This is a genomic window from uncultured Nisaea sp., assembly GCF_963974195.1.
In the GTDB taxonomy this organism is placed as follows: domain Bacteria; phylum Pseudomonadota; class Alphaproteobacteria; order Thalassobaculales; family Thalassobaculaceae; genus Nisaea.
This window is the reverse complement of record NZ_CAXBDC010000035.1, coordinates 1-24182: the sequence shown is the minus strand read 5'-3', so window position 1 is coordinate 24182 and position 24182 is coordinate 1. Positions and strand designations below refer to the sequence as shown.

Here is a 24182-nt window from a genome sequence, read left to right as displayed (position 1 = left end):
CCGCAGGACCGAGGGAGAAGACATCATGGGTAATCCGGCAGACAAATTCGACGACCAGACACGGCTGGAGCTGGAAGCAGCGGCCTTCCGCCGGTTGCTGTCGCATCTGGACGAACGCAAGGACGTGCAGAATATCGACCTGATGAACCTCGCCGGGTTCTGCCGCAACTGCCTGTCGAAATGGTATCTGGCGGAAGCCGAGTCCCGGGACCTGGAGCTCGATTACGGCGCGGCTCGCGAAATCGTCTATGGCATGCCCTATGACGAGTGGAAGGCGAAGTACCAGTCAGAGGCCAGCGGTGACCAGAAGAAGGCATTCGACGCCGAGATGGCGAAACAAAATCACTGAGGCCCGCGACGGCGCTTGATGGGATCGAGCGCCGCAACTATTGTCCGGGCGATTTTTCTTCTATTGACGGGGATATTCCATGACTGAAGTCGGCGGCATCGCTGCGGAACAGCTTGTTTCCTACATTGAACGGATCGAGCGGCTCGAAGAAGAAAAAGCGGCCCTCGCGGCAGACATCAAGGATGTCTTCGCCGAAGCCAAGGGCAACGGCTTCGACGTCAAGACAATGCGCCAGATCCTGAAGCTCCGGAAACTGGACAAGGACGACCTGCAGGAGCAGGAGCACCTGCTCGAGCTTTACAAGCGCGCCATCGGCCTCGAATAGGCGTCAGTTCAGAATGATGTGGTATCCGAGGATCCGGCTGACTTCGATCCCGTCCTCGGATATCGGCACGAACGCGACCTCAATCGTCACATCGACTTGCGAGAGCGTCCGCACGTTCCGCCAAATATCGTGCACCGGCGCTTTCTCCGACATGCAGAGCTGCAGACTCTCCTGAAGCGCTTCCCGGATCTCCGGGCCGCACTCGATGCGCGACACGTTCTGCCGGGTCACCAGGCCATAGAGTTTAACGAGGCCCGTACCTATCAGACTGAACTGAAAATCCGCCCCGGCATCGAGCGGTTTGATCATTGCGATATGCGGCAGAAACTCGAAGAGATCTATCGGATCGACTTCGTCCCGCCGGGGAGCCATACGATCCCCGCAAACCTCCCTCCAGTGAGAAACCAGCCGCCCCACGGCCGGGCGTTCAAATACGGTTTCTCCGTTAATCACCGCGCTGGATTTTCGTCTCTCTGTCGACGTCACGTTTATCCACTCAGCCACATAGGTTGAAAAATAAAGTCTCTCCCTAACCCAACAAGATAGCCTCGATGCAATAGGTGGCCAAGACCGCATTCACAAGAGTATTGCGATTTAGTGCCGCCGTCAGATCCAGTCCGAGACCAGAACCGGTTTACCCGCGCAGAAAGTCGCCTTCACCGTCGCCCTTCCGCCATCCGGTGGTGCCACCAGAAGGAAATCGGCGCGCTTGCCGGGGAGGATTTCTCCGCGATCATCAAGACCGGCTGCCTTCGCCGGGTTGCGCGAGACAAGATCCCAGGCCTGTTCCAGCGGGGCATCCCCGGCCTCGGCCAGGATGAACGGCGCCTGCGGCAAGGCCGGATAATAATAGTCAGACACCAGCGCGCTGCACCGTCCGGCCCGAACTTCATCGGCCGCGCGTATCCCGCCATCCTTCATATGGCTGCCACCGCGTAACACGTTCGGCGCCCCGAAAATCGCAGTATTGCCAAGCTTGCGGCTTTCCTCCGCCGCCTCCAGCGTGAGCGGAAATTCGGCGATACCGCAGCCAAGCGCGTTGAAATGCTGGCGCTCGTCCGGGGTTCGGTCATCATGGGATGCCATCGGAATATTGTGCGTCCTGGCGAGCTCGGCCAACCGCTTCACGGTTGGCGCAACCTCATCCGTACGGGCATCGAGGCTGCGTACCAGAGCGAGAAAATCCTCCTCTGAAAGACCGGTGCGGCCGGTATAGGTGCCCAGCGGCTCTCCCCGGTCGGCCTTGCGCAGGATCGGCGCCATATGCTCGTTAAAGGCCAGCAGATCGACCCGGCCGCGCTGCATCCAGTCCGCCACCTCGTCCGCGACATCCAGATTGTACAGCTCAAAGCGCAGGTGAAAGCGGGAATCCGCCAGCAGCCGGGGCCGGGCTTCCTCCAGCCCGTCCAGGATCGCGATCACGGTATCCCGGCCGCGCAGGCCCGGCTCCCACGAGAAGGTCACGGCATGATAGGCCGTGGTGATGCCGTTCGAGATCAGTTGCCGGTCGGTATCGGCGAAAGCCACCTGCATCGGAAAATGCACCCCCGGCCGGGGCATGATCTGACGCTCGAACGCATCGCCATGAAGATCGACGATGCCCGGCAGAAGCAGCAAACCGCGCGCATCGACAAGCCGGTCACCCGGCCCCGCATCACCGCCCACTTCGGCGATATTCCCGTCCTCGATCCGCACATTCGTCTCAACAAGTCCCTCGCCCGGAACCAGAACCCGAGCCCCCTGAACCAACGCCCCCAACGCACTTCTCCAAAAGCCAGCACCATGCCATAAGAGCCCGACTATACACGGTCGGCCTGACAGTAAGATGACCCTTTCGGAGTCAATTTGACCATGACCAGCAACTCGCCCCAGTTCCCTGCATTCGCCCCGGCGGTAAACCCGGATGGTTCGCGTTATGCGATCTATTTCGCGCCGGACAGCGATACCCCGCTACACCGTTTCGGCTCGACCTGGCTTGGCCGCGATGCGGTCAGCGGCGCGGCACTGGATCAGCCCGGGCTCGACGGAATTGATGCCGCACGGCAGACCGAGCTGACTGCAACGGCGAATAATTATGGCTTTCACGCCACGCTGAAGCCGCCGTTTCATCTGAGAGACGGCAACACGGCCGACCAGTTGCTGGAAGAGGCCGCGGCCTTCGCGGCCGCACGCACGCCGTTCCAGGTACAGCTCGTGGCCCGAGACCTTTCCGGCTTCCTGGCGCTGATGCAGAAGGAAAGCAAGGCGGAGATGCGGGAACTCGCCGCCGATTGCGTCCGCCATTTCGATCCGATGCGGGCACTCCCCGGTGAAGCGGAACTCGAAAAGCGGCGGGCTGCCGGGCTTTCGGCACAGCAGGAGCAGATGCTGCAGCGCTGGGGCTATCCCTATGTGATGGGGGAATTCCGCTTCCACATGACCCTGTCGAAGCGGATCAAGGACGACAGCGAGCGCGATGCGCTGATGCAGGAGATCCTGAAGCACGGCGCCGAAGCGCTGGCAACGCCGGTCGCCGTGGACGCCATCTCGGTCTTCCAGCAGGAAAACAGGAAGGCGCCCTTTACCCGTCTTGGACGCTTCGCCTTCGGGAGCTGACCGGATTACTTATCGGCCAGAACCTCCTTGAGGGCCGCCAGAAAGCCGTCGGTATCTTCATCGCTGCCGACGGTCACCCGGATATAATTCTCGTATCCCGGATGCATCAGGCGTCCGATCATGACGCCTTTTTCCAGAAGCGCCGCGACGATCTCCTCCGCCGGCCGGTCCATCTTCGCGGTGACGAAATTCGCCACCGTCGGGAACGGCTCCGCCCCGAGCGCCGTCAGCCCCGCGACCAGACGTTCCCGCTCGATCCGGGTTTTCTCCAGCAGCATGTGACGGTGGTCCTTGTCGCCCCACGCCGCCAGCGCGCCCGCCTGGGCCACCGCGTTGACGTTGAACACGCTGCGCACTTTCTGGAAGGCGATGGCGATCTCGTCAGATCCGGCCAGGATGTACCCGACCCGAATGCCGGCGAGGCCGTAGGCTTTCGAGAAAGTGCGGAACACGGCCCAGGGACCGGTGCGCTTCGCCATCACCTTCAGATGGTCCTCGCCACCGGCATGCATGCCGAATTCGTAATAGGCCTCGTCCAGCACCAGCAGAGCCGTATCCGGAATGCCGAGAGCAAGCCGCTCAACCTCTTCGGAGCTCAGCACGTTGCCGGTCGGGTTGTTCGGAGAGGCGGCGAAGACGAGCCGGGTCCGGTCCGTTGCAGCGGCGATCATGGCGTCGACATCGTTGCTGCCATCCGCCTTCAGCGGCACCGTTATCAGCGTGCCGCCATTCACCGCAGCCGCGTTGTTATAGCTCGGGAAAGACGGGTTCGGGACCAGCACTTCATCGCCCGGCGAGACGGACAGACGGCCAGCGGAGACGATTGCCTCGTCGCTGCCATTGCCCATGACGATGCGATGCTGCGGGATGCCGGTCTCTTCCGAAATCGCCGCGGTCAGCGCACGCCATTGCGGATCGGGGTAGCGGTTGACCCGGGTGCAGGCCTCCTGCATTGCCGCGATGGCTTTCGGAGAGGGCTGGATCGGCGATTCATTCAGGTTCATCCGCCGGATGATCAGATCCGGATTGTTCCGCGCGATATCCGCCTCCACCGGCGGGCGCCCCGGGTTGGGCAGAGCCCGCAGAGCGGGCTTCGGAATGGTCGGCTCGCTGGAACTATTGGCGGCATTATCGGCGGAATATTCAGCCATCGAATGGCTCCCGGACATCAATCGAATGGAACAGGAGCAGGCACGCTCCGGAAAGGACGCGTGATCCTATGGCTAATTCTCCAGGCCGTACAGATGGATTTGCCGCTTAACTCTCGCCGGAACCGGAGGTCCGTTTCAGCGCTTCGGTCGCCCGGGCGAGGCAATCAAGAGTTTGTGCTGAAAGGTGATGTTCCAACCCCTCCGCATCCGCTTCCGCGATGTCCGCCGGAACGCCGATCGTGTGCAGGAAATCGAGAACCATATAGTGCCGCTGGCGCGCATGCTCGGCCACCGCCCGGCCTTTATCCGTCAGAAAGATCGCGCGGTAGGGCTTGCTCTCGACATACCCGTCCTTCTGCAAGCGCTGGATCGTGTTGTTCACGGTTGGCCGGCTGACGCCCAGCAAGGTCGCCAAATCGACCAGCCGGGCCTCGCCGTTGGTCTCGATCAGATCGGCGATCAGCTCGACATAATCCTCGGCGATTTCGACACTATGGTCGCGCCGGATCCGCTCGAACAGCGCCGCGCGCTTGCCCGAATCCTGCAAGTCGATGACCGGTGTATCCCGGTCTTCCGCCATCTTGCTGTCCCGACTTCTGCCCAACGCGCCGACCCTTCACCCGATTACGTTCAGTCTAGAAACTTAGCATAGACTAATTTTTTATTGACCCACTAACAAAATGAGCCATATCTGTCATGTGCCCATCGTAGCACGGACCGCCTTAATAACCTGCTCCGTCTTGCAGGTTACCCTTGGGAGCTTATCGAAGGATGAACACCGGCAAACGCCTTCTGGCACTGGCCGTACTCTGTGCCGTTCTGGTTTCCGCACTGGCATTCTCGTCCCCGGCTTCGGCCAAGATGAAAGTGGTCACCACCTTCACCGTATTGGCCGACATGGCGGCGAATGTCGCCGGTGACGCGGCGGAGGTTGTTTCGATCACCAAACCGGGCGCGGAAATTCACGGCTATGAGCCGACACCGCGCGATATCGTGCGGGCCAGCGGCGCGGATCTGGTGCTCTGGAACGGGATGAATCTGGAACTCTGGTTCGAGCAGTTCCTCTCCCATCTCGATGGCAAGCCATCCGCCACCCTGACCGACGGTATCGTGCCGATCCCGATCGCAACAGGCGCCTATGAGGGCAAACCGAACCCGCATGCCTGGATGGGGCTGAACAACGCTCTCATCTATATAGACAACATTGCCAAAACCTTCTCGGCGCAGGACCCGGCCAACGCGGCGACCTATGCCGCCAACGCCGCTGCCTACAAGGACAAGCTGCGCAGCACCATCGAGCCGCTCAGGGCCCGGATCGCCGCAATCCCCGAAGCCTCCCGATGGCTGGTGACATGCGAAGGCGCGTTCAGCTATCTCGCCCGCGATTTCGGCCTGAAGGAGCTTTATCTCTGGCCGATGAACGCTGATCAGGTCGGCACGCCGCAACAGGTGCGGAAAGTCATCGACGGCGTGCGGGAGCACAAGATCCCGGTCGTGTTCTGCGAAAGCACGGTGAACACCGCACCGGCCAAACAGGTCGCGCGGGAGACAGGCGCGAAATATGGCGGCGTTCTCTATGTCGACTCGCTGAGCGAGTCGGACGGGCCGGTGCCGACCTATCTCGATCTTCTGACGGTCACCGCCAGGACCGTCGCGGACGGCCTTACCGCCGCCACCGCGAACTGACCCCGGATTTTCAAATCATGCCCACCCGTCCAGATCAGCAAAACAGACCCGGCAGAGATCACGACAGTGCCGGCGGCATCTTTGCCCATGACGTGACCGTGACTTACCGCAACGGCCAGACGGCTCTCCATGACGCCAGCTTCGAGATCCCGCGCGGCACGGTCACAGCGCTGGTCGGAGTCAATGGCGCCGGGAAATCCACCCTGTTCAAGGCCATCATGGGCTTCGTGCCCACGGCCAAGGGCGAGATCAGGCTGCTCGGCCGGACCGTCAGGGAAGCCATGCGCGAGAGCCTGGTCGCCTATGTGCCGCAATCCGAGGATGTCGACTGGGGCTTCCCGGTGCTGGTCGAGGATGTGGTGATGATGGGGCGCTACGGCCATATGGGCTTCCTGCGCCGCCCTTCCGCCGCCGACCATGAAGCGGTCGAGCAGGCCCTGTCCCGGGTCAATATGCTGGATTACCGGAAACGCCAGATCGGCGAGCTTTCTGGCGGTCAGCGCAAGCGCGTCTTTCTCGCCCGCGCCCTGGCCCAGGACGGCCAGGTTATCCTGCTGGATGAGCCCTTCACCGGCGTCGACGTGAAGACCGAGGATCAGATCGTGGAGCTGCTGCGGGAGCTGCGGGACGAGGGCCGGGTCATGCTGGTCTCGACCCACAATCTCGGATCGGTTCCGGAATTCTGCGACCGCACCGTACTGGTGAAAGGCACCGTGCTGGCTTACGGGCCGACCGAGACGACTTTCACCCGGAAGAATCTGGAGCGGGCCTTCGGCGGCGTGCTGCGTCATTTCACCCTCGGCGGCGAAGTGATGCACGAGGATGGCGATCCGCGCGAAGTCACCATCTTTACCGACGACGAGCGCCCCTTCGTTCATTTCGGCGAGCTGCCGGAGCGCGGCTCCGAGAACGAACCCGGGCGTGGCGGAAACAAGCCGTGATCGCGTATCTCCTCGAGCCCTTCTCCTACAGCTACATGACCAACGCCATGTGGGTCTCCGCCCTGGTCGGCGGGGTCTGCGCCTTTCTGTCTTCCTACCTCATGCTCAAGGGCTGGTCGCTGATCGGCGATGCGCTGTCCCATTCCGTCGTGCCCGGCGTGGCCGGGGCCTACATGCTCGGCCTGCCCTTCGCCCTCGGCGCCTTCATCGCGGGCGGGCTCGCTGCCGGAGCCATGCTGTTCCTTTCCGAACGGTCGGGCCTGAAGATCGACGTCATTATCGGCCTGATCTTCACCTCCTTCTTCGGCCTCGGCCTGTTCATGGTTTCGATCAATCCGATGGCGGTCAGTATCCAGACCATCACCATGGGCAATATCCTCGCCATCACGCCGGAGGACACGCTACAGCTCGCCCTGATCGGGTTCATCTCGCTGGCCATCCTGCTGGCGAAATGGAAGGACCTGATGGTCACCTTCTTCGATGAGAACCATGCCCGCTCCATCGGCCTCCGCCCCGGCCTGCTGAAAGCCGTCTTTTTCGTGCTGCTGTCCGCCTGCGTGGTCGCCGCGATGCAGACGGTTGGCGCCTTCCTGGTGATTGCCATGGTGGTGACGCCGGGCGCGACCGCCTATCTGCTCTGCGACCGGTTTCCCCGGCTGATCATGACCTCCGTCGCCATCGGTACGCTGACCAGCTTCTTTGGCGCCTATGCCAGCTACTTTCTGGACGGTGCGACGGGCGGCATCATCGTCACATTGCAGACCCTGATCTTCCTGGTGGTCTTCGTCCTCGCCCCCAAGCACGGGCTGCTCGCCGCCAAACGAAAAGCCGCCGCCGCATTGAAAAGCCGCCATGGCCGATCAGCGGGAGACAGCGCCTGATGGATTTCTCCCTCGACACCCTGCTGATGCCGTTCCAGTTCGGCTTCATGCTGAACGCCTTCTACATCTCCCTGCTGGTTGCTGTGTCGACGGCGCTGCTCTCCTGCTTTCTCGTGCTCAAGGGCTGGGCCCTGATGGGCGATGCGGTCAGCCATGCGGTACTGCCGGGCATCGTGCTCGCCTATATTCTCGGCTGGCCGCTGATTATCGGCGCTTTCCTTGCTGGAATGACCTGCTCACTTGCCTCCGGCTACCTCTCGCACAACAGCCGGGTGAAGCAGGACACGGTGATGGGCGTGGTGTTCTCCGGCATGTTCGGGATCGGCATCGTGCTCTATGTCTCGATCAAGACGAACGTGCATCTCGACCATATCCTGTTCGGCAACATGCTCGGGGTCGATACGGATGAGCTCTGGACAGCCGGTCTGATCTCGCTCGCCGTTTCCGGCGCCATCGCCCTGAAATGGAAAGACCTGCTGCTGCACAGCTTCGATCCGGCGCAGGCCCAGGCCATCGGCCTGCCGGTTGCCTGGCTGCATTATGGCCTGCTCGCGGCGCTGTCCCTCACCATCGTCGCCACACTGTCCGCCGCGGGCCTGATCCTGGCCATCGGGCTGCTGATCTCCCCCGGCGCCATCGCTTTCCTCCTGGTGCGCCGGTTCGGCGCCATGCTGATGGTCGCAATCGGCGTCTGCATGCTCTCCATGCTGCTCGGCACCTATCTCAGCTTCTTCATCGACAGCGCTCCCGCCCCGACCATCATCCTGATCCTGAGCGGGCTGTTCGTGATCGCATTCGTGCGGCGGATGCTGCTGACACGTCATGCGTCACTCAAACGGGGTGAAATCGGAGCCTGAAAGCAAAAAGGACGCTCGAAAGCGTCCTTTTCAAATCTTGGTGTGCTTGGCCCGTGCGGCGCCCGGCTCAGTCGAGCCAGTCGGCGATCACGTAGGGTGCGCGATCAACCGGAACTTCCGGGTGATGGTGGCGATAAACGGCAACGGCGGAATTGAAGCAAATCTGCTCCTTCTGCCCCAGCATTTTCATTTGGCTATAGGCGGTCTTCACGGCCCTGTAGCAGGTGTCCGTCGGCCCGCAGCCCAGTTCTTCGTCACATGAACTCATGATCTGTTCCACCAAAAACCACCGTTCGAATACACCGGCAGGATATGATTCCGCCCCCGGAACGCAAGGAAAATCTTTTTCCTTTCAACAAACTAGAACGATTCTAAGAATCAATCTGTGAAGTTGAAAACCCGATAGAGGCCTAAAATGGTCTTATTTCAATGAATTATACTGCAGTTACCAATCGCGCGCGTTGTCCGTCGATCACCTGTTCCATGATCCCCCGCATATCGTATTGCAGGCTCCAGTCTGGGTAATGTTGCTTGAACTTGGAGATATCGCCGATCCACCAGATATGATCGCCGACGCGATTCTCCTCCGAATAGGACCAGTTGAAGGCCTTTCCGGAGATCTCCTCCGCCATGGCGATGGCCTCCAGCATCGAGCAGTTCGCATGCCTGCCGCCGCCGATATTGTAGACCTCGCCCGTACGCGGCGCCTGGAAGAAGTGCCAGAAAGCATTCACCAGATCGTGGGAATGGATATTGTCCCGGACCTGCTTGCCCTTGTAGCCGAACACCGTATAGGCCCGCCCCGTGAGAGCGCATTTGGCGAGATAGGCGAGGAAGCCGTGCAGCTCCGCGCCTGAATGGCCCGGACCGGTCAGGCAGCCGCCCCGGAACACACCGGTCTTCAGCCCGAAATAGCGGCCATATTCCTGCACCAGCACGTCAGCGGCCACCTTCGAGGCGCCGAACAGGGAATGTAGGGTGGCATCAATGCTCATGCTTTCGTCGATGCCATCGGCATGAAAAGCATGGGACGGGTCAATCTCCCAACGGCTCTCCAGCTCGACCAGCGGCAGCCGGTTCGGCGTATCGCCATAAACCTTGTTCGTGCTGGTGAAGATGAAGGCGGCCTCGGGGCAATGTCTGCGGGTGAGTTCCAGCAGGTTCAGCGTGCCGTTGGCATTCACGGTGAAGTCTGTGATCGGCTCCCGCGCGGCCCAGTCATGGGACGGCTGCGCGGCCGTGTGCAATACCAGGGCGATGTCTGCGCCATATTCCCGGAACACCGGCTCCAGAGCGTCCAGCGCGCGGATATCGGCCGTGAAATGCCGGTACTGGCCCTTCAGACCGGTTTCGAGCTGCGCCCGGCTCCAGTCCGTGCTGGCTTCCGCGCCAAAGAAATAAGCCCGCATGTCATTGTCGATACCGACGACATCAAGGCCTTTTCCAGCCAGAAAGCGAACAGCTTCAGCGCCGATCAGGCCCGCCGATCCGGTTACGAGTGCAATCGCCATATCTCATCCCAGAACACCGCGTTTGCGCGGCTGATTATTTAGACTTCAAAGCCCTGACCGAAGCGTCCAGTGCCAGCAGCATGGAGCTGTGCCGGTTGGTCAGAGACCGCGCGGACTGCAATAAGCCAAGTTCCGCAAAATTTCCACCGGGAACAGGGCCATCCTGCTTCAGCATGGCGCGCATTTCATCTCGGGCCTGCTCGACTTCTGCGGGTGTGGCGCCAACAATCGAGCGCGCCACGATGGATGCAGCGGCTGAACCAAGCGCACAGGCATCGACTTTCTGCGCATAATCGGTGATCAGCCCGTCTTCGAGTTTCAGGTAGACACTGATTTCACTGCCGCAGGCCCGGCTGACCGCCTCACCCTTGTGTGTCGCGTCCGGCAGCTTGCCGAGCCGCGGGATGTCGGCCGCGTAGGCCAGGATCTTGTCCTGATAGATCGCGTCGATACCGCTCACGGGGACGCCCCTATCCGCCGCTGGCGGCGCGCGCCTCGGCCTTGATCTTGCTCAGCATGGCGCCGAGACCGTTCTTGCGGGTCGGGCTCAGGTGCTCCTCGAGACCCACCTCGCGGATGAAATCAGGCTCGGTCGCCAGAATTTCCTCCGCCGTCCTGTTGCTGTAAATCCGCAGGATGATGGCAATCAGACCGGAGACGATGGCCGCGTCGCTGATGGCCTTGAAAACCAGCCGCTCGCCATGCCGCTCGCCGACAAGCCAGACCTGGCTCTGACAGCCTTTCAGCTTGAACTCGTCCCGCTGGAACGCCTCATCCAGCGGCGGCAACTTGCGCCCGAGATCGATCAGATACTGATAGCGGTCCATCCAGTCGTCGAAGAAAGCGAACTCGGAAATCAGCTCTTCTTGCTCCTCCGCTATCGTCCGCTCCGGAGCCTGCATCTCGGTCTCAGCAACCATGTCTCTTCCTGTATTCTCGATCTGGCTCTGACTTGGCTTGGAACCGGGCTCTTGTCAACGTCAGGGCCTGAGAAAGCCCTACTTACCGGCGAAGACCTGCGGGAAGTCCTCTTCGGCCCGGTCGAGATCCTGATGCTGGCCGATATCGCGCCAATATTCCCGGATCGGGAAAGCGCTGATGGTTTCACCGCCCTCGATCATACGGGAAAACAGATCCGGCATATCCAGTATTTTACCCGCTTCAATCCGGTCCAGCACACTGGGTTCGAGAACATAAATCCCCGCGCTGATGAAGAAATTGTGGGTGGGCTTTTCTCTGATTGCAACCAGACGATCCCCATCCAGGTCCACGACCCCGTAGGGGATATCGAACCCTTTTTCGAATACCGCCATGGTCGCGGAGGCCTCGCTTTCCCTGTGAAAGTCGAGCATATGCCGGAAATTTATGGAGGTGAGGATGTCCCCGTTCATGACAAAGAACGGCGAGTCTGGACGATTCTTCATCAAAGAGAGAGAGCCCGCCGTGCCAAGGGCATCCGTCTCTCTCAGATAGCCGATCTCAGCGCCGAACCTGTAGCCGTCACCAAAATGCGCCTCGATGGCCTCAGCCCGATAGTTCACCGAAAACTCAAAACGATAGAACCCCTGATCGACAAAGGACTGGACCAGGGTTTCCAGCAACGGACGCCCGCCAACCGGCAACATCGGCTTGGGCACTGTTTCCGTCAGGGGACGAAGCCGCTTACCAAGGCCGCCCGCCATCAGCACAACCTTGTTCTCCAGCCGTTCGGCGGCAACGAAGGTATCGATAGTGCGTAAGGCGACGATCCGCCCCTCGCTATCGACGATCGGCACCTGATGGATTACTTCCCGGCGCATCAGAGCCTGAATTTCATCATCTGACGCGTCCACCGGAACGAGTTTGGGATTCCGGTTCATGATCTTCTCGACCGTATCGTCGAGTGTCACGCCGGCCAACAGCCCCCGGCGAACATCCCCGTCCGTCACCACACCGATGACGCGGCGATCACCGTCCACGATGATGGCAAGCTGGGATGCCCCGACATCGATTTGCACCAACGCTTCACGGACGAGCGCATCCGGGGAAAGCAAAATGGAGTTGAGCGTGGTCATCGAACAAGTGCCTCTTTGACGAAGCCCGCGAGAATAGGGGGTGCGGTCACTTCAGGAAATCGAAATCCGTCATCCGGCTTCAGGAGACGGCGACAGGCCGAAAGTCTGCAACAACCGGTCGGCGGCAGCACTCGCGGTTTGGCGACTGCCCGCGACATCAGCTTCAAGGCCGGCCACGAGTGCACGCACCGCCTCATCTTCCTCAAAGCGTGCCATCAGCCGTTCCCGGACCATGGACCACATCCAGCGCACCTGCTGGCTCTGGCGTTTTGCCTGAAACTCCCCAGTGGCGCTGAGCGTCTCGCGGTGCCGGACGATTTCGGCCAGAATATCGGCGAGCCCTTCCCCGCCAAGTGCGCTGCAGGTCGTCACCGGCGGCTGCCAGTTCGGGCTGGCCGGTTTCATGATCTCCAGCGCCCGGCGATATTCGGAGGCGGCCCGGCGGGCACGGGACTTGTTGTCTCCGTCCGCCTTGTTGACCGCAATCATGTCCGCGATCTCCAGCACGCCTTTCTTGATACCCTGCAACTCATCCCCGGCGCCCGGCAGCATCAGGACGAGAAAGAAATCCACCATCTCGGCGACAACCGTCTCCGACTGACCAACGCCCACCGTCTCCACCAGCACATGGTCGAACCCGGCCGCCTCGCAGATCACCATGGTTTCCCGCGTTGCCCGCGCTACGCCGCCGAGCGTGCCCGCGGACGGGCTGGGCCGGATATAGGCATCAGGATCGCGCCCGAGTTCCTGCATCCGCGTCTTGTCGCCAAGGATCGAGCCGCCGGTCCGGTTGCTCGACGGATCCACCGCCAGCACCGCAACCTTGTGCCCGGCTCCGGTGAGCATCTTGCCGAACGCCTCGATGAAGGTGCTTTTGCCCACACCCGGCACGCCGGTGATGCCAACTCGGCGCGCTTCACCCGAGAAAGGCAATAATGCCTGCAAAACTTCCTGCGCCTGGCTTCGATGCACCGGATTGCGGCTTTCGATCAGGGTAATGGCACGCGCCAGGATAGCGCGATCGCCCGCACGGACACCGGAGACGTAATCATCAACGCTCATCTGGCGCCGCTTTACCACAGCGCCGGTTTGCTGAGAGGTCATCTATTCCACGCGAACAGGGTGAAGGCTCACGCCGCCTCGACTGAGTGGCCGAGCACTTCGCCGATCTTGGCAATCAAATCCACCGCGGCGTCACTGATCACCGTGCCCGGCGGGAAAATCGCCTTGGCGCCAGCGGCATAGAGCGCGTCGTAATCCTGCGGCGGCACCACACCACCGACCACGATCAGGATATCCCCGCGTCCCAGCTTTTCCAGCTCCGCCTTCAGCGCCGGAACCAGCGTCAGGTGACCGGCGGCAAGCGAGCTGGCGCCGATCACATGCACGTCGTTCTCCACCGCCTGCCGCGCCGCTTCTTCAGGGGTCTGGAACAGAGGGCCGATATCGACGTCGAACCCGAGATCGGCGAAAGCCGAGGCGATCACCTTCTGGCCCCGGTCATGGCCGTCCTGGCCCATCTTGGCGATCAGGATACGGGGGCGCCGGCCTTCAACCGTTTCGAAACCATCGACCGCCTTCAGCACCCGTTCGACGGACTCGGCACCCTTGCCGACTTCACTCGCATATACACCTGACACGGTCTTCACCTCCGCGACATGCCGCCCGTAGACTTTCTCCAGCGCATCGGAAATCTCCCCGACGGTCGCCCGGGCCCGGGCCGCGTCGACCGCGATCTCAAGCAGGTTGCCTTCGCCGGAGCCGGCTGATTCCGTCAGCCGGTCCAGTTGACGCCGCGTCTCGCTTTCGTCGCGCTCGGCCCGCAGGCGCTCCAGCTTCTCGAGCTGCTGGCGGCGCACCGACTGGTTATCGACCCGCAGCACCTCGACATTATCCAGCTCGTCCGTGCGGTACTTGTTGACGCCGACGATGGTCTGCCGGCCGCTGTCGATCCGCGCCTGGGTGCGGGCGGCGGCTTCCTCGATCCGCATTTTCGGGATACCGGCCTCGATCGCCTTAGCCATACCGCCGAAGCTCTCGACTTCCTCGATATGGGTCCAGGCCCGCTGCGCCAGGTCGTGTGTCAGCCGTTCGACATAATAACTGCCGCCCCATGGATCGATGACGTTGCAAGTGCCGGTTTCCTGCTGGATCAGCAGCTGGGTGTTGCGGGCGATGCGGGCGGAGAAATCCGTCGGCAGGGCCAGCGCCTCATCCAGTGCATTGGTGTGCAGGGACTGGGTATGGCCGTGCGTCGCGGCCAGCGCCTCGACACAGGTCCGGACCGAATTGTTGAACACGTCCTGCGCGGTCAGCGACCAGCCCGAAGTCTGGCAATGCGTCCGCAAGCTGAGGCTTTTCGGGCTCTTCGGGTCGAACTGCTTCATCAGCCGGGCCCAGAGCAGGCGCGCGGCCCGCATCTTGGCGACTTCCATGAAGAAGTTCATGCCGATGGCCCAGAAGAAGGACAGACGCGGCGCGAATGAATCGATACCGAGCCCTGCTTCCATGCCCGCGCGGGCATATTGCACCCCGTCCGCCAGCGTATAGGCCAGCTCCAGGTCCGCCGTCGCACCAGCTTCCTGCATGTGATAGCCGGAGATGCTGATCGAATTGAAACGCGGCATCTTCGTCGAGGTATAGCCGAAGATATCGGAGATAATCCGCATCGAGGGTGATGGCGGATAGATGTAGGTATTGCGGACCATGAACTCCTTCAGAATGTCGTTCTGAATGGTGCCGCTGAGCTTCTCCGGCGAAACGCCCTGTTCTTCCGCTGCGAGGATATAGAGCGCCATGACCGGCAGCACGGCGCCGTTCATGGTCATCGACACACTCATCTGGTCGAGCGGGATGCCGTCGAACAGCTGGCGCATATCGAGAATGCTGTCGATTGCGACCCCGGCCATGCCGACATCGCCGACGACGCGCGGATGATCGCTGTCATAGCCCCGGTGCGTGGCCAGATCGAAAGCTACCGAGAGCCCTTTTTGACCCGCCGCGAGATTGCGCCGGTAGAAGGCGTTTGACTGCTCCGCCGTGGAGAAACCGGCATATTGCCGGACCGTCCAGGGCTTGTTCACATACATGGTCGGATAGGGGCCGCGCAGGAACGGCGGCAGGCCCGGCCAGGTCTTCAGGAAATCGAGGCCTTCGATGTCCTCTGCCGTGTAGAGCGGCTTGACCTCGATCCGTTCCGGGGTCTCCCAGACGGCACCGTCCGCAGCAGAGCTACCGCCCGCAGGATCGCCAAGTGAGACTGTTGAGAAATCGGGTATCGCGCTCATTGTTCGATCACTCCCAATCCAGCTGCCAACTCACGAAGCGTCGCGAGGGTCTGGTCTCCGACATAGATGAAACCGTCGATCCCCGCAGCCCGCCAGGCTTCTTCATTCTCGCCAGGGCGGCCCGCCAGAAGAATGCGTTCCGCGCCGGATTTTTTCAGAGCCGCCGCAGTTTCCACCGCAGCGTCGCCATAGATTTTATCAGAGGAGCAGAGAACCGCAAAACGGCAGCCGCTCTTTTCGAATGCAGCTCCGACATCATTGCCGCCAGTTTCCGCCGGAACGCTTTCGATACCGCCCGCCGCGAAATAGTTCTGCGCGAAGGTTCCCCGCGCCGTGTAATCCGCCGGCGTGCCGAGATTGACCTGGAAGATCCGAGGCCGGGCACCTGATTTCTCAAGCGCCGCATCGCTCGCAGCCCGCAATGCTTCGAACCCTTCGCCGAGTTTGTGCCGGGCAAGCGGCGCCATCTCCACACCAGCCTTGGCATGATCCGGCAGAGCACCTTGCTCAAGAGCCGCGCGCAGCGCGTCCCGGTCACAGGCAAGTCCTGTTGCCGTTTCCTCGTTCAAGTTCGGGAAGGTGCTGACGCCGGTGACCTCGTCCTTGCGACGGGCGAGGTTCCGTTCCCGCTCGGCCCAGCCATCGGCAACCATGGACGCGACCCTCCCCGAGGAGAGCGCAGCCGCCATGCCGCCATCGGCCTCAATGGATTGCAGGATATCCCAGGCCCGGACAGCATATTCGCCGCTCAGATGCTCCACATACCAGGACCCGCCCGCCGGATCGGTTACCCGGTGCAGGCCGGACTCTTCCATCAGAATGATCTGGGTGTTGCGGGCAATGCGGCGGGCAAATCCATCCGGCAGACCAACCGCATGATCGTAGGGCAGCACCGTCAGGCTGTCCGCGCCGCCGACACCGGCAGCGAAGGTCGAGACAGTGGCACGCAGCATGTTGATCCAGACATCCCGCCCGGCAATCGCCCGCTCCGCCGTCACCACATGCAGGCTCATCGGTGCTTCCACGGGATCGGCGCCGGACGCTTCCAGCACCCGCGCCCAAAGCCGCCGCGCCGCACGCAATTTGGCGATGCCCTGAAAGACATCGACACCGAGCGCAAAGGTGAATTCCACCTGCTTCGCCGCTTCCGCAACACCGAGCCCCGCAGCGGTCAGCGCACGCAGATAGGCAATGCCCGTTGCCATCGCGAAGGCCAGATCCTGAACTTCGTTGGCACCCGCCTCGTAATAAGGCGCGGTATCAACCGCGACGGATCGCACCTTTCTGTAACGAGCGGCGGTTCGCTTGGCTATATCCGCCATTTCCGCGAGAGCCTCTTCCGCTTTCTTCGGCAGCCAGCCTTCCCGGGCCAGCGTGCCGAGCGGATCGATCCGGAAACTGCCGGAGACCTCGCCCGCATCGCAGCCGCGGCGGGTCCAAAGCTCTTCGAGCATGGCGGAGACAGCCGGCGCATAAGCGCCAGCGTCGAGCGCAATCGGCGCCATATTCAGGTGAATGCCGGCAAGCGCCCTGTCCAGATCGTCAGCCGAGGCGATGACAATACCATCCACGCCAGGCCGGTCGACCCGGAGCAGAACCGAGGTCGCGCCGCGCTCCAGATCCTGCTTTGTCGTCTTGGCAACTTCCGCCGGATCACCATGCGCCTGCATCTGCCGCACGTCCCAACCGGTCTCGGTCCGGTCGCCGGCCGGAACAGGCGCCATTCTGCCGGACGGCACATCCTCGCCGGTATAGATCGGCTGCAGCGTCAGGCCTTCATAGGTCTGACGGGTCAAAACCTTGTCAAAGGACGCGCCCTTCAGGACCGTGCCGACGGCACTCATCCAGGCTTCGCGAGACGTTTCGGGAAATTCCTCCACGAGCGTCATCAAGGTTTTTTCATCCAGGGTCTTCATCGCCATGGTCGCCTCTTTGTCACGCTATCGCATTTGTCCTACTGGGTTGCGAAGACTTCGGCAAGAAACTCCGGCTGCGGGTTCGGCCGGTCCTGATCGAGGTCAATTTACCGCACCGCACCGATTCCCGATTGTTTCGGAGGCGCGCCTCGGCTAAGGCGGGGCATCTCCGGTGCGCAAGCCCGGCACGTAAGGAAAGCATCGACGCATGCCAACCGTGACCAAAGATGACAGCCGCCCTTACTTCCTGTGGCTCCTCCTCGCCGTTGCCGTATTAACGGCCTTGCGGCTGGCGGTGCTTGCAGGCAGCGGGCTCGGCCTGCATGGCGACGAGGCACAATACTGGTCCTGGAGCCGCGATCTGGAGTGGGGCTACTACACAAAGCCTCCCCTGATCGCCTTCATCATCGCCGGCGCGCAATCGCTCTGCGGCGATGGCACCGCCTGTATCCGCGCGCCCTCGCCCTTGCTGCATGCGGGAACGGCGCTCGTCATATACGGCATTGCCGAGACCCTGACCGAAAGCAGGAAAGCCGGGTTCTGGTCCGGACTGAGTTTCGCGACACTTCCGGCGGTCTCCCTCTCCAGCCTGCTGATTTCCACCGACGTGCCGCTTCTCTTCCTCTGGGCAGTGGCCATGCTGGCTTTCGTCCGCAGCCTGAAAAGCGATGCGCCCGGATGGCCGCTGCTGCTTGGTCTCGCTCTCGGCGCCGGGTTCCTCGCGAAATACGCCATGGCCTATTTTATCCTCGGTCTGGTGCTGTTCACCCTGATCACCCCCGCATACCGGTCATGGCTGGTTAGCCGGAAGCCGCTGATCGCGCTGGTCGTCATGCTTGCCGTGTTCGCTCCAAACCTGTTCTGGAATTTCGAGTCCGGCTGGGTGACTTTCACCCATGTGAAGGACAACACCAACCTGAAGGGCGACCTGTTCCATGTCGGCAAGATGCTGGAATTCATCGGCAGCCAGGCCGGTGTCTTCGGCCCGGTGCTCTTCGCCGCCCTGATCTGGCGGCTTGCCGTGCTGCGCCGGGATCCGGCGGCACAAATCGAAAAACTGTTGCTGTGCTTTTCCCTGCCGGTGCTGCTGATCATCACCGGCCAGGCCTTCCTCAGCCGGGCGAATGCAAACTGGGCGGCCACGGCCTATGTCGCCGCAACGATACTCGTTGTGTGCTGGCTGCTCCAGCGCGACCGCCTGAAACTGGTCGTTGCCGGTATCGGTATCAACCTCACCGCTGCCGCCGTGCTCGGCTTCTTCTTCCTCGATCTGCCGGGCGTTGATGTTCCGTTGAAAAACGATCCGCTGCGCCGGCTCCGCGCCTGGGACCAGGTGGCCGACCAGCTCCGCCCTGTCCTCGCTGCCCATCCCGACGCCGTCTGGCTGACCGAAGACCGCAAGACCATGGCCTCCCTGCTCTACGCCCTGCGCGACCTGAAGCGCCAGCCGAAGATGTGGGATTATGACGGTCACCCGGACCATCATTACGAACTGACGGAACGTTATCTTCCCAAGCCCGGTGATACGGTGTTGCTGGTAGCAAAATGGGATAATCCGTTCCCGATCCTGGAGCGGTTCGGAGGGGTCCAGCGGCTCGATCCCGTGGAGGTGCCAATCGGCCAGGATCAGGTTCGCCGCCTCAATCTGTTCCTGCTGAGTGGCGCCCTAAAGCACCCCGCCTCGTAGGCCCGAAGCAAGTCTCTCCCACCAAGGCCCGCGCGAAAGAGTGTGCGCGTTTAATGCTTAATTTGTTTTTCCCGGCACGCGATGGAACTGTGATACGCTTTACGCGTCTTTAAACAGTTGAATCAAGCGGATGCAGGCATCAGCGAGAGATAAGATCAAACCCATCTCGGAACTCTCTGAGATAGCGGAAAAAATTCGATCTTCAGGTAAAAAGATCGCTCATGCCCACGGCACCTTCGATCTGCTGCATATGGGGCATGTCCGGCATCTGGAGCAGGCGCGCCGGGAAGGCGATGTGCTGATCGTGACCGTGACTGCCGACGAGCATGTGCACAAGGGACCGGGCCGTCCCGTCTTCACCGATCAGCTCCGGGCCGAGATGCTCGCGGCCCTCGAATATGTCAGCTGGGTCGGGGTCAATCACGAGGCATCGGCGGAGCAGGTGATCCACGCGATCAAGCCTGATGCCTATATCAAGGGCTCCGACTATGTCGATGCGGAGCAGGATGTCACCGGCAAGATTGTCGATGAGCGCAACGCCGTTGAAAGCCACGGCGGCCGGATCGTCTTCACAAGCGACATCACCTTCAGCTCCAGCGAGTTGATCAACAGGCATGTCGATGTCTTCGAACCCGAAGTCCGGAACTATCTGGATCAGGTCCGGAGCCGTGTCGGCCTGCAGCAATTGCTCGATATGGTCGACAGCATCAAGGACATGAAGATCCTGCTTATCGGCGATACGATCCTGGACGAATACCAGTACGTCTCGCCCTCGGGTCAGCCGTCCAAGGAAAACATCATGTCCACCCGCTATCAGGACATCGAGATTTTCGCAGGCGGTGCCATCGCGGCCGCAAATCATGTCGCCAGTTTCTGCAAACAGGTCGATATCATCACCTGTCTTGGCGAGGACGACCCGCGCGAAAACTTCATCAAGAAGCAGTCGCGCGAGAATGTGAATATCATTCCCGTCTACCGGCCGAATGCCCCGACCACGCGGAAAGTCCGGTTCGTCGACAACAGCTATGTGCGGAAACTCTTCGAGGTTCAGTTCATAGAGGATTCACCGCTGCCTCCGGAGCAGATGGCCGACCTGAACGCCAAGATCGCCGAACTCGCCCCGGGGTACGATCTGGTCATGGCTGCCGATTTCGGACACGGGCTGATCTCCGGCCCAACCGTCGATCTGATTTGCGAGAAGGCGCCATTTCTGGCCGTCAACGCCCAGACCAACAGTGCCAACCGCGGCTACAATCTGATCACGAAATATCCGCGGGCGGATTACCTCTGTATCGACTCGCCCGAAGCCCGGCTCGCGGTCGGTGACCGGTTCAGCGATCTCGGGAAAATCGCCCAGGAGATCCTGCCGAAGCAGATTGATTGCCGCCGCATGATCCTGACCCATGGCCGTCATGGCTGCGTCGCCTACGACGCCGGAGGGCCTGTAACACAGATTCCCGCCTTCACCCGTCGGGTGGTCGATACGATGGGTGCGGGCGATGCTTTTTTCTCCATTACATCACCGCTGGCCAAGGTTGGAACGGATATTGCTAATATCGGACTGATCGGGAATATCGCCGGGGCCATCAAGGTTGGCATCGTCGGGCATCGTGACTCGGTCGACAAGATCAGTGTGGTCAAGGCATTGACCGCGCTTTTGAAGTAACAGCGCGCCTGCGGAACTGATTTTACCCGCAGGTGACGTTGGCATGGACAGGAAGAAGATGCCGGATACGATCGTGACACAATCTCCGATCCCCTATGTCGATATAGGCACCCAGTTCGCCCAGGAACGGGACGATCTGATGCCGATCATCGAGGAAATTCTTGCCAGTGGCATGTATGTCGGCGGGCCATGGAACGACAAGCTGGAAGCTGCTCTGGCAGAGCGTTGCGGCACGAAACACGCCGTTGCTCTGAATTCCGGAACGGATGCGCTCATCCTCTCTCTCGCCGCGCTCGGTATCGGTGCGGGCGATGAAGTGATCACGCCGCCCAACTCATTCGTTGCGTCGACGGCAGTGATAGCCCATGTCGGGGCCACGCCGGTCTTCGCCGATGTGCTGCCCGATCAGAATATCGATCCGGCGGAAATCGAGAAAAAAATCACGTCTAAAACCAAGGCGATCATGCCGGTGCATCTGACCGGACGGGTCGCCGATATGGGGCCGATCCGGGACATTGCCGAGCGGCACGGGCTTGCGGTTATCGAAGATGCGGCGCAGTCCATCGGCTCGCTCTATGACGGCAAACCAAGCGGCGCTCTTGGCGACGCCGGGTGCTTCTCCGCCCACCCGCTGAAGAACCTGAATGCCTGTGGCGATGCCGGGTTCCTGACCACCGACCGTGACGATATTGCGGAATATGCCCGGCTCTACCGCAATCACGGGCTGGTCGACCGCAACACGGTCGCGCGGTTCGGGTCGGTCTCACGCATGGACCAGATCCAGGCGGCGATCCTGCATTACCGGCTCGGCAAAATGGACGATTTGATCGAGCGGCGGCGGAACAATGCCGCGCTCTATCGGGCCCTACTCAATCCCGCATTGGCTTTCTCACCGCCCTGCCGTGACATCGAGTTCAACAGTTTCCACACCTTCGTCATTCAGGTTGACCACCGGGATGCCTTGCAGGCGCACCTTTCCAGTCTCGGGATCGGAACGGCAATCCACTATCCGGTGCCGATCCATCTGCAACCGGCCGCGGCCTATCTGGGTCACAAGGCAGGAGATTTCCCGGTCACTGAATTGCAGTCGGAACGGATCATCACCCTGCCGATCCATCAGAACCTGACCGAAGACGAAATTCGCCGGGTGGCGGACGCGGTCAACGCCTTCCTTGCAGCGGCCGCGTGATGCCGGAGAGAGACAGATGAGCGAGCAAGCCATCAACTACGAACAGCTTGTCGAATCCTATGAGAACCGCTTGCTGAACCAGTTGCGCAGCCACGGTGTGGATCTGGATTTTCTGGAGATGTGGGTCCCGGACGAGGACACGGTCTCAAGCATCCTGAACATGGCCGAAGCAGCCGGCGCATTCGGCGTCCAGAGTTTCACCGTCCGGGTCAATCGCGACACCCTGCCGGCTGGCCGGACTGACGACCTGAAGAACGCGCTCACCCCGATCTCCGACGTCTCGATCGAGGACCACGAGGATTATTGCCTTGTCCATATCAGCAGCATTACAGCGTGAGGCGCCGGTGAGCAGCCGCGCGGACATTCCCGAGGCGTTCGCCCGACCGATCGCGGATCGGCTCGGTCACCTCGCCCATGCGGGAACTGCGCCGGCATCGGACGCACCGAGCATCATTGTGGAAGCGGATGGCATGAGCCTGACGCTGACGCTTGAAAATGCCTCGGAGACCGTTGCTCAAGCGCATTTCAGTGCACCGCCGGAAGCGCCTGAAAGCGCTGTCCTGGATCTGCTTTGCGCTCACGCGCTTGGTGCCCCTGTGCGCGAGGTCGTGGAGCATGGGCTGGTATTCGCCCTTCAGGCGCTGCGCGATCCGGATGCCCCTGCACCGGTTGCCGGAATCGTGACGCCGCGCAATGCGGGAGCCTGCTTCGCCATTCCACTGCGTCTCGTTGCCGCCGTCCGGCGCGAGGCCGAGGCCCGGTTTGGCCGCCACGCGGACACGAATTTCTTCGACCGGCCATACAGCGATGCCTGGAAGAAACTCGACAAGGCAGGCAAGCGCGATCTGCTCCTGCCGCATATCGCACGCTTCAAGGCCGATAACGGAATTTCGGACAGCGCCTTCGAATTGGTGGAAATCGACCAATATGATCGTCTGTTCCTCGTTTTCACCGACGAGATAGCCGTCTGGGACAAACCTGTCCTGCTCATGAAGATGGAACGCTGGCTGCGCGAGCAGACCGGCGAACGCATTGAACTCTTCACCGAGGTGGTGAAGGACGCGAACCGTATCCGGCGCCTCTAGAAACCGGGACCAACAGTCCAAGGAACGAAGCCATGACCGGAATGACAGATCACGTTGAACTGATCCTGGACGGCACCAAGATCGCCTGGCATCAGGACCGTATCGACGCCTGGGAGCGCGGTGAGCGGATCGCGCCGATCACCATCGACATGTCGCTGACCCGCGCCTGCAATTTCGCCTGCCATTTCTGCTATGCCATGTTGCAGGAGAACGAGCGCAAGGTGATCGACAAGAAGGCCATCTTCGAATTCCTCGAGGATTGTGCCGAGATCGGTGTCAAAGGCATCAGCCTGGTTTCCGACGGCGAGAGCACGATCTCACCTGTCTTCGTCGATGCCTGCAAATACGGACACGAACTCGGCCTCTCGATGGCCGTCGGCACAAACGGCTTCGTGCTGAACCGGCGTAAGCTGGAGGAAGTGCTGCCGTCCCTGACCTATCTCCGCGTTAATATCTCGGCCGGCGAGCGCAAGCGCTATGCCGAGATCATGGGTGTGAAGGAGCATTGGTTCGACCGGGTCGCGGAAAACATCAAGGCCATGGGCGAAATCAAGCGGGAGCAGAATCTCGGTGTGACCATCGGCATGCAGATGGTGCTGATGCCGGAATATCACGACCAGATCATGCCTCTGGCCCAACTCGGCAAGGAGCTGCGGCCGGACTATCTGGTGATCAAGCATTGCAGCGACGACGAAGACGGCTCCCTCGGCGTCGACTATAGCGGCTATGCCGACCTGTATGAGACCCTGCACGCGGCCGAGGCGCTGTCCGACGACACCTACCAGGTGACGGTCAAGTGGTCGAAAATCGATACCGAGGGAACGCGCAGCTATCAGCGCTGCTACGGCGCGCCCTTCATGCTGCAGATGTCCGGCTCCGGCCTGGTCGCGCCCTGCGGCATGCTGTTCAACGAGCGCTACAAGAAGTTCCACATCGGCAATATCACTGAGGAACGGTTCCGCGACATCTTCTACAGCGACCGCTACTGGGAAGTGATGAACT

25 protein-coding genes are annotated in these 24182 nt (G+C 61.3%); 13 read left to right on the top strand and 12 right to left on the bottom strand.

What is annotated here, in order from left to right:
• Nucleotides 1–25 precede the first annotated feature (25 nt).
• Nucleotides 26–349, top strand: a complete 324-nt coding sequence (locus AAC126_RS09770) for a DUF1244 domain-containing protein (protein ID WP_339852749.1) — start codon at nt 26–28, stop codon at nt 347–349.
• Between the two features lie 79 nt (nt 350–428).
• Complete coding sequence (locus AAC126_RS09765) at nt 429–674, top strand: DUF2312 domain-containing protein (RefSeq protein WP_323798042.1); 246 nt, start codon at nt 429–431, stop codon at nt 672–674.
• Nucleotides 675–677: 3 nt separating this feature from the next.
• Here the strand turns inward: AAC126_RS09765 and AAC126_RS09760 are convergent, their stop codons facing one another.
• Together AAC126_RS09760 and AAC126_RS09755 are read right to left on the bottom strand one after the other, a co-directional pair.
• Nucleotides 678–1250, bottom strand: coding sequence for a PAS domain-containing protein (locus AAC126_RS09760; protein ID WP_339852746.1), 573 nt, complete (start codon nt 1248–1250; stop codon nt 678–680).
• Nucleotides 1251–1280: 30 nt separating this feature from the next.
• The gene (locus tag AAC126_RS09755) at nt 1281–2432 is read right to left on the bottom strand and encodes an alpha-D-ribose 1-methylphosphonate 5-triphosphate diphosphatase (protein WP_339852743.1); all 1152 of its coding nucleotides are present in this window, start codon (nt 2430–2432) and stop codon (nt 1281–1283) included.
• 93 nt (nt 2433–2525) lie between these two features.
• On the opposite strand from AAC126_RS09755, the gene AAC126_RS09750 reads away from it, so the two are divergent.
• On the top strand, nt 2526–3269 hold the full coding sequence (locus AAC126_RS09750) for a DUF1045 domain-containing protein (RefSeq protein ID WP_339852740.1): 744 nt from the start codon (nt 2526–2528) through the stop codon (nt 3267–3269).
• Between the two features lie 5 nt (nt 3270–3274).
• Here AAC126_RS09750 and hisC read toward each other — a convergent pair whose 3' ends face one another.
• A complete protein-coding gene (gene hisC / locus AAC126_RS09745; protein WP_339852738.1) occupies nt 3275–4420 on the bottom strand; it encodes a histidinol-phosphate transaminase in 1146 nt (381 codons plus the stop codon).
• Nucleotides 4421–4526: 106 nt separating this feature from the next.
• Nucleotides 4527–5000, bottom strand: a complete 474-nt coding sequence (gene mntR, locus AAC126_RS09740) for a manganese-binding transcriptional regulator MntR (RefSeq protein ID WP_339852735.1) — start codon at nt 4998–5000, stop codon at nt 4527–4529.
• A gap of 191 nt (nt 5001–5191) precedes the next feature.
• Here mntR and AAC126_RS09735 point away from each other — a divergent pair, with 191 nt between their 5' ends.
• The 4 genes from AAC126_RS09735 to AAC126_RS09720 are packed head-to-tail and all read left to right on the top strand — an operon-like array spanning nt 5192 to nt 8785.
• Nucleotides 5192–6106, top strand: coding sequence for a metal ABC transporter substrate-binding protein (locus AAC126_RS09735; RefSeq protein WP_339852733.1), 915 nt, complete (start codon nt 5192–5194; stop codon nt 6104–6106).
• A gap of 17 nt (nt 6107–6123) precedes the next feature.
• Entirely contained in the window at nt 6124–7047 is a 924-nt protein-coding gene (locus tag AAC126_RS09730; RefSeq protein ID WP_339852730.1) for a manganese/iron ABC transporter ATP-binding protein, read from the top strand.
• Nucleotides 7044–7928 carry a metal ABC transporter permease gene (locus AAC126_RS09725; protein ID WP_339852727.1) on the top strand — a complete coding sequence of 295 codons (885 nt, stop codon included), beginning with the start codon at nt 7044–7046 and terminating at the stop codon, nt 7926–7928. Before AAC126_RS09730 ends, AAC126_RS09725 begins: the two co-directional genes overlap by 4 nt.
• Nucleotides 7928–8785: a metal ABC transporter permease gene (locus tag AAC126_RS09720; RefSeq protein WP_339852724.1), complete on the top strand. Its 858-nt coding sequence runs from the start codon at nt 7928–7930 to the stop codon at nt 8783–8785. Before AAC126_RS09725 ends, AAC126_RS09720 begins: the two co-directional genes overlap by 1 nt.
• 67 nt (nt 8786–8852) lie before the next feature.
• On the opposite strand, the gene AAC126_RS09715 is transcribed toward AAC126_RS09720, so the two are convergent.
• The 8 genes from AAC126_RS09715 to AAC126_RS09680 form a co-directional block, all read right to left on the bottom strand.
• Nucleotides 8853–9053, bottom strand: coding sequence for a hypothetical protein (locus AAC126_RS09715; RefSeq protein ID WP_339852722.1), 201 nt, complete (start codon nt 9051–9053; stop codon nt 8853–8855).
• 166 nt (nt 9054–9219) lie between these two features.
• Nucleotides 9220–10296, bottom strand: a complete 1077-nt coding sequence (locus AAC126_RS09710; RefSeq protein ID WP_339852720.1) for an NAD-dependent epimerase/dehydratase family protein — start codon at nt 10294–10296, stop codon at nt 9220–9222.
• Between the two features lie 34 nt (nt 10297–10330).
• Complete coding sequence (locus AAC126_RS09705; protein WP_339852718.1) at nt 10331–10756, bottom strand: iron-sulfur cluster assembly scaffold protein; 426 nt, start codon at nt 10754–10756, stop codon at nt 10331–10333.
• Between the two features lie 10 nt (nt 10757–10766).
• On the bottom strand, nt 10767–11216 hold the full coding sequence (locus AAC126_RS09700; protein ID WP_339852715.1) for a SufE family protein: 450 nt from the start codon (nt 11214–11216) through the stop codon (nt 10767–10769).
• Nucleotides 11217–11294: 78 nt separating this feature from the next.
• Nucleotides 11295–12350: a nucleotidyltransferase family protein gene (locus AAC126_RS09695; protein ID WP_339852713.1), complete on the bottom strand. Its 1056-nt coding sequence runs from the start codon at nt 12348–12350 to the stop codon at nt 11295–11297.
• Between the two features lie 69 nt (nt 12351–12419).
• Nucleotides 12420–13454 (bottom strand): methylmalonyl Co-A mutase-associated GTPase MeaB, encoded by a 1035-nt coding sequence (gene meaB / locus AAC126_RS09690; protein WP_339852711.1) that lies wholly within the window; start codon nt 13452–13454, stop codon nt 12420–12422.
• 26 nt (nt 13455–13480) lie between these two features.
• Complete coding sequence (gene scpA, locus AAC126_RS09685; RefSeq protein WP_339852708.1) at nt 13481–15637, bottom strand: methylmalonyl-CoA mutase; 2157 nt, start codon at nt 15635–15637, stop codon at nt 13481–13483.
• Nucleotides 15634–17559 carry a methylmalonyl-CoA mutase subunit beta gene (locus AAC126_RS09680; protein WP_339852706.1) on the bottom strand — a complete coding sequence of 642 codons (1926 nt, stop codon included), beginning with the start codon at nt 17557–17559 and terminating at the stop codon, nt 15634–15636. Before AAC126_RS09680 ends, scpA begins: the two co-directional genes overlap by 4 nt.
• 202 nt (nt 17560–17761) lie before the next feature.
• Here AAC126_RS09680 and AAC126_RS09675 point away from each other — a divergent pair, with 202 nt between their 5' ends.
• The 6 genes from AAC126_RS09675 to AAC126_RS09650 all read left to right on the top strand — a co-directional run.
• A complete protein-coding gene (locus AAC126_RS09675; RefSeq protein WP_339852703.1) occupies nt 17762–19240 on the top strand; it encodes a glycosyltransferase family 39 protein in 1479 nt (492 codons plus the stop codon).
• Between the two features lie 130 nt (nt 19241–19370).
• On the top strand, nt 19371–20906 hold the full coding sequence (locus AAC126_RS09670; RefSeq protein ID WP_339852701.1) for a PfkB family carbohydrate kinase: 1536 nt from the start codon (nt 19371–19373) through the stop codon (nt 20904–20906).
• Between the two features lie 43 nt (nt 20907–20949).
• Nucleotides 20950–22095 (top strand): DegT/DnrJ/EryC1/StrS family aminotransferase, encoded by a 1146-nt coding sequence (locus AAC126_RS09665; protein ID WP_339852699.1) that lies wholly within the window; start codon nt 20950–20952, stop codon nt 22093–22095.
• A gap of 16 nt (nt 22096–22111) precedes the next feature.
• Nucleotides 22112–22432, top strand: a complete 321-nt coding sequence (locus AAC126_RS09660) for a hypothetical protein (protein ID WP_339852697.1) — start codon at nt 22112–22114, stop codon at nt 22430–22432.
• Nucleotides 22433–22439: 7 nt separating this feature from the next.
• On the top strand, nt 22440–23180 hold the full coding sequence (locus AAC126_RS09655; protein ID WP_339852695.1) for a hypothetical protein: 741 nt from the start codon (nt 22440–22442) through the stop codon (nt 23178–23180).
• Between the two features lie 32 nt (nt 23181–23212).
• On the top strand, nt 23213–24182 hold a 970-nt coding region (locus tag AAC126_RS09650; RefSeq protein WP_339852693.1), incomplete at its 3' end, for a radical SAM protein.

What these genes read in the sequence shown, in the direction of transcription:
- AAC126_RS09770 (WP_339852749.1), top strand. Translation starts at nt 26, where the DNA reads ATGGGTAATCCGGCAGACAAATTCGACGACCAGACACGGCTGGAGCTG.
- AAC126_RS09765 (WP_323798042.1), top strand. Translation starts at nt 429, where the DNA reads ATGACTGAAGTCGGCGGCATCGCTGCGGAACAGCTTGTTTCCTACATT.
- AAC126_RS09760 (WP_339852746.1), bottom strand. Translation starts at nt 1,250, where the DNA reads ATGCGGTCTTGGCCACCTATTGCATCGAGGCTATCTTGTTGGGTTAGG.
- AAC126_RS09750 (WP_339852740.1), top strand. Translation starts at nt 2,526, where the DNA reads ATGACCAGCAACTCGCCCCAGTTCCCTGCATTCGCCCCGGCGGTAAAC.
- hisC (WP_339852738.1), bottom strand. Translation starts at nt 4,420, where the DNA reads ATGGCTGAATATTCCGCCGATAATGCCGCCAATAGTTCCAGCGAGCCG.
- mntR (WP_339852735.1), bottom strand. Translation starts at nt 5,000, where the DNA reads ATGGCGGAAGACCGGGATACACCGGTCATCGACTTGCAGGATTCGGGC.
- AAC126_RS09735 (WP_339852733.1), top strand. Translation starts at nt 5,192, where the DNA reads ATGAACACCGGCAAACGCCTTCTGGCACTGGCCGTACTCTGTGCCGTT.
- AAC126_RS09730 (WP_339852730.1), top strand. Translation starts at nt 6,124, where the DNA reads ATGCCCACCCGTCCAGATCAGCAAAACAGACCCGGCAGAGATCACGAC.
- AAC126_RS09720 (WP_339852724.1), top strand. Translation starts at nt 7,928, where the DNA reads ATGGATTTCTCCCTCGACACCCTGCTGATGCCGTTCCAGTTCGGCTTC.
- AAC126_RS09715 (WP_339852722.1), bottom strand. Translation starts at nt 9,053, where the DNA reads ATGAGTTCATGTGACGAAGAACTGGGCTGCGGGCCGACGGACACCTGC.
- AAC126_RS09710 (WP_339852720.1), bottom strand. Translation starts at nt 10,296, where the DNA reads ATGGCGATTGCACTCGTAACCGGATCGGCGGGCCTGATCGGCGCTGAA.
- AAC126_RS09700 (WP_339852715.1), bottom strand. Translation starts at nt 11,216, where the DNA reads ATGGTTGCTGAGACCGAGATGCAGGCTCCGGAGCGGACGATAGCGGAG.
- AAC126_RS09695 (WP_339852713.1), bottom strand. Translation starts at nt 12,350, where the DNA reads ATGACCACGCTCAACTCCATTTTGCTTTCCCCGGATGCGCTCGTCCGT.
- meaB (WP_339852711.1), bottom strand. Translation starts at nt 13,454, where the DNA reads ATGACCTCTCAGCAAACCGGCGCTGTGGTAAAGCGGCGCCAGATGAGC.
- scpA (WP_339852708.1), bottom strand. Translation starts at nt 15,637, where the DNA reads ATGAGCGCGATACCCGATTTCTCAACAGTCTCACTTGGCGATCCTGCG.
- AAC126_RS09680 (WP_339852706.1), bottom strand. Translation starts at nt 17,559, where the DNA reads ATGGCGATGAAGACCCTGGATGAAAAAACCTTGATGACGCTCGTGGAG.
- AAC126_RS09675 (WP_339852703.1), top strand. Translation starts at nt 17,762, where the DNA reads ATGCCAACCGTGACCAAAGATGACAGCCGCCCTTACTTCCTGTGGCTC.
- AAC126_RS09670 (WP_339852701.1), top strand. Translation starts at nt 19,371, where the DNA reads ATGCAGGCATCAGCGAGAGATAAGATCAAACCCATCTCGGAACTCTCT.
- AAC126_RS09665 (WP_339852699.1), top strand. Translation starts at nt 20,950, where the DNA reads ATGGACAGGAAGAAGATGCCGGATACGATCGTGACACAATCTCCGATC.
- AAC126_RS09660 (WP_339852697.1), top strand. Translation starts at nt 22,112, where the DNA reads ATGAGCGAGCAAGCCATCAACTACGAACAGCTTGTCGAATCCTATGAG.